The following is a 4,076-nucleotide window of genomic DNA, read 5'->3' as shown; positions in this document are numbered from 1 at the left end:
TCTTTATGTGATGATAATAACTTGTGCGATGGGCCTCGGCGAAGAAAAAACCGTCCTGCTACGCTTATTACTTCGTGAAAACAAAAGGATAGTGTGATGATTAATACAGAAAATGCTGTCGTCATTCTGATTGACGTACAAGGAAAACTGGCGCAGAAAGTGGTAAATAGCGATGCGCTACACCAAAAGACCGCGCAACTGCTACGCGCCTGTCAGCATTTTGATGTGCCCGTTATTTGGATGGAGCAATTGCCAGATAAACTCGGCCCAACTTCTCCATCGCTCGCCGCGCTGTTGCCCGAGAACACCCCCATCGCTAAGCAAACTTTCAGCGCTTACGCCCACCCCGAAGTGCAGCAAAAACTAACAACGCTCAACCGTAAACAAGTGATTTTATGTGGCATCGAAACGCACATTTGTGTCTACCAAACCGCTTGCGACCTCCTTCGTGCTCATTATCATGTTCACGTGGCAGTCGACGCGACGTCTTCGTGCCATGCCAATCACCATCAAGTAGGCCTGAGCATGATGCAACAACATGGTGCATGGATAACCGTGGTTGAGTCTTTGTTATTCGAGTGGCAACAACAAGCCGGTGGCGACGACTTCAAACGCTTTTTATCGTTGATCAAATAAGCGCAGGTCGGCGCCATGACACACCGCCTAAATATTTAGTGCAACAAATAATCACTGCAAGCCCTGCAGATGATACAGCGTGATCTATCTAGTACTCTTCCCCCTAACAATTTGGTTAGTGGTCTAATATTATTGGGAATGCGTGTAAAAGAAGAAGGGAAGCACTATGTACAAGCGAATCATTGCCGCCAGCCTGTTAGCGGTAGGCGCACTGCCCGTGAATGCGGATGATCACACCTGCGGCAAAGTGACCATTGCCGATATGAATTGGAACTCTGCAAGCTTAATTGCCAATATCGACCGTTTTATTCTCGAGCATGGTTACGGATGTGATGCAGAGCTGGTGCCGGGTGACACCATGCCGACCGGTACATCGATGGTCGAAAAAGGAGAGCCCGATATTGCGCCGGAATTTTGGAGCAACTCAATGCGTGAAGGACTGCAACGTGGTATCGACGAGGGCCGGATTCGCTATGCAGGCAAAGCCTTGATTAATGGCGGTGAAGAAGGATTCTGGGTGCCGCAATATCTCGTCGATGACTACCCTGAGCTGAAAACCATTTCGGGGATTAAGGCGAATGCCAAACTATTTACTCACCCTGAAGATCCCTCTAAATCTGCATTCTATGGCTGCCCCGCCGGCTGGAATTGCCAGATCACGTCAACCAACCTCTTTCGCGCCCTCAACCTTGCCGATAGCGGCTTTGAAATGGTTGACCCGGGCTCTGGCGCTGGCTTAGCCGGCTCAATCGCCAAAGCTTATGAACGTAAAGAGCCTTGGTTCGGGTATTACTGGGCGCCCACGGCCGTGCTCGGCAAATATGACATGGTCAAAATAGACTTTGAATCCGGCACCGATATTGATCACTACAAACAATGTGTGACCGCGAATGACTGTCTCAACCCAAGGGTCACTATGTATCCCGCGGCTGATGTTGATACCGTGATCACCGAACGATTCGCAAAGCGTGCACCAGACGCCGTGGCTTATCTCGAAACACGAGGCTTTACTAACGACCAAATGAATACACTGCTTGCCTGGATGGAAGAAAATCAGGCCGATGGCGAATATGCCATGACACACTTTTTAATTGAGCACCCTGAGATCTGGACATCATGGGTGTCCGATGATGTCGCCGATAAAATCAACAATGCACTTTAACCTCACTCAGCGCAGTCTTTGGCTGCGCTGCGCTTTCCCCGCAGTAAAGGAACCCCCTGAAAATGGCAAATTCATGGCTAACTGATGTGCCTGAAATGAGCAGACGAGATCTGCTTGAAATACGTAAAACCCTCGACGGTGCCTATCGCAGCTTCTCCCGTGAATACGGCGAATCTATCGAGTCTTTTTTTGACCCCTTACTTAACTTTCTGGTTTGGTTCGAAGATTTGTTGCTGTCGACACCGTGGTGGTTAGTGATCGCGATTCTGGCCGGTATTGCCTATCTGGCCAGCCGCTCGTGGAAGCTGCCTCTGGCCGTGGTGGTTGCATTCACGGCCATCGGCTATCTGGGAATGTGGGAAGACACCATGAGCACCATGAGTATTATTCTCGTCTGTACCCTGCTCGCGATTGGTGTCGGTGTACCGATTGGGATAGCCATGTCAAAGTCAGACCGAACCCAAGCGATTGTCACGCCACTTTTGGATGTTATGCAAACCATGCCGGCATTCGTCTATCTGATTCCAGTGGTTATGTTGCTTGGGATCGGGAAAATTCCCGGTGTCATTGCCGTGGTGATTTATGCCATTCCGCCGGTGATCCGATTAACCAATTTAGGCATCCGATTGGTCGATAAAGATGTTCTCGAAGCAGCTACCGCCTACGGTGCCAGCGGCATGCAGCGGCTTTTCCAAGTTCAGCTACCCTTGGCAATGCCCACCATTATGGCCGGTATTAACCAAACCATCATGATGGCCTTGGCCATGGTTGTTATCGCATCCATGATTGGTGTGGCAGGCTTGGGGCAACCCGTTCTCAAATCCATTACTAACCAATACTTTACCCTAGGTCTTCTGAACGGTTTAGCCATTGTGGCGCTCGCCATCATTTTTGACCGCGTTTCACAAAGCTACGCCAAACGTGCGCAGCAGCATTTAAAAGGAAGTGAGCATGACTGAGCCAACCCATGACACGCTGATTGAAATTGAAGGCCTGTACAAGGTGTTTGGTAAACACCCTCACAAAGTAATGGCCAGTGTGAAAGACGGAAAAAGCAAAGATGACTTGCTTCAACAAACTGGGCATACCATTGGGTTAAGTGATATCAACCTCTCGATTCGACGCGGTGAAGTCTTCGTGATCATGGGACTATCGGGGTCGGGGAAGTCGACCCTTATCCGTCACTTTAACCGTCTGATTGATCCTACCGAAGGTGCGATTCGCATTGAGGGCACGGATATTATGCAGTTCTCTCAACAAGAGTTGCAGCAATTCCGCCGTCATAAAATGTCGATGGTCTTTCAACGATTTGGCTTATTACCGCACCGTACCGTTAAAGAAAATGTCGCGTTTGGGCTGCACATTCAAGGCGTGGCCAAAAAGGAACGCGACGCCACAGCCCAACAGTGGTTATCAACCGTTGGTTTGGAGGGGTACGCGGACCAATACCCTGCGCAATTGTCAGGGGGCCAGCAGCAACGGGTAGGACTCGCGCGTGCCCTGTGTACCGATGCCGATATTTTGCTCATGGACGAAGCCTTCTCTGCGCTGGACCCGCTTATTCGCAGCGAGATGCAAGATCAATTGATTGAGTTACAAGAGAAGCTACATAAGACCATCGTGTTTATTACGCATGATCTGGATGAAGCCTTACGCTTGGGCGATCGCATTGCGATCTTGCGCGATGGTAAACTCGTACAGGTTGGTGAGCCCGTCGATATTCTATTGCGTCCAGCAGATGACTATGTGGAAGCCTTTGTCAAAGATGTGAATCGCGCCCGCGCACTAACGGTGGAGRCGGTGATGCAGCCGCAGATCTGTCGCATAAGTGCAAATACCATTGGCGATGCCATCACGCAAATGCGTCAACAGAAAGCCAGCTATGGCTATTATGTCACCGAAGAAGGCTACCAAGGCACACTAAGTGAAAAAGCGCTCAGCAAAGCTGATCCCAGTACACAAATTGATGCCAGTATGATTGAAGATGTGCCTGCTATCGACCAAGACTCCTTGCTTGAACAAGTGATCCCAGACACGCTGGCATCGAAGTGGCCGCTCCCTGTTTTTGACAAAGAAGGGGAATTGATTGGCCACCTTTCACGCCAAACGGTTGCCACGATTCTCAGCGAGAAAGCCGCCTCCACAAAGGATCCCGACGCTMCCGCGATTGCGAGCTAACCGGTGACAGCGGCTATTTTATTAGCCGCTGTGTTCATCAAACTAAACAGTGATATTAGTCGCAAATCACACTATTGAGACAGGTGTCATTCCCCTGCAA

4 protein-coding genes are annotated in these 4,076 nt (G+C 49.9%); all 4 read left to right on the top strand.

Translation table 11 applies throughout. The annotated features are described in order from the left end of the window. The first annotated feature begins 96 nt into the window (after positions 1 to 96). The 4 genes from BZG83_RS15980 (at position 97) to BZG83_RS15965 (ending at position 3,976) form a co-directional block, all read left to right on the top strand. Positions 97 to 636, top strand: coding sequence for an isochorismatase family protein (locus BZG83_RS15980; protein ID WP_077482033.1), 540 nt, complete (start codon positions 97 to 99; stop codon positions 634 to 636). A 166-nt stretch (positions 637 to 802) separates the two neighbouring features. Next, a complete protein-coding gene (locus BZG83_RS15975; protein ID WP_077482031.1) occupies positions 803 to 1,798 on the top strand; it encodes an ABC transporter substrate-binding protein in 996 nt (331 codons plus the stop codon). A 62-nt stretch (positions 1,799 to 1,860) separates the two neighbouring features. Continuing rightward, a complete protein-coding gene (locus BZG83_RS15970; RefSeq protein WP_077457908.1) occupies positions 1,861 to 2,757 on the top strand; it encodes an ABC transporter permease in 897 nt (298 codons plus the stop codon). Further along, on the top strand, positions 2,750 to 3,976 hold the full coding sequence (locus BZG83_RS15965; protein ID WP_077482029.1) for a quaternary amine ABC transporter ATP-binding protein: 1,227 nt from the start codon (positions 2,750 to 2,752) through the stop codon (positions 3,974 to 3,976). The genes BZG83_RS15970 and BZG83_RS15965 overlap by 8 nt, the downstream gene beginning before the upstream one ends. The last annotated feature ends 100 nt before the right edge of the window (positions 3,977 to 4,076 follow it).

It is taken from the genome of Salinivibrio sp. PR919 (assembly GCF_001995355.1).
Taxonomy (GTDB): Bacteria; Pseudomonadota; Gammaproteobacteria; order Enterobacterales; family Vibrionaceae; genus Salinivibrio; species Salinivibrio proteolyticus.
This window is presented reverse-complemented; position numbering and strand designations above follow the sequence as displayed.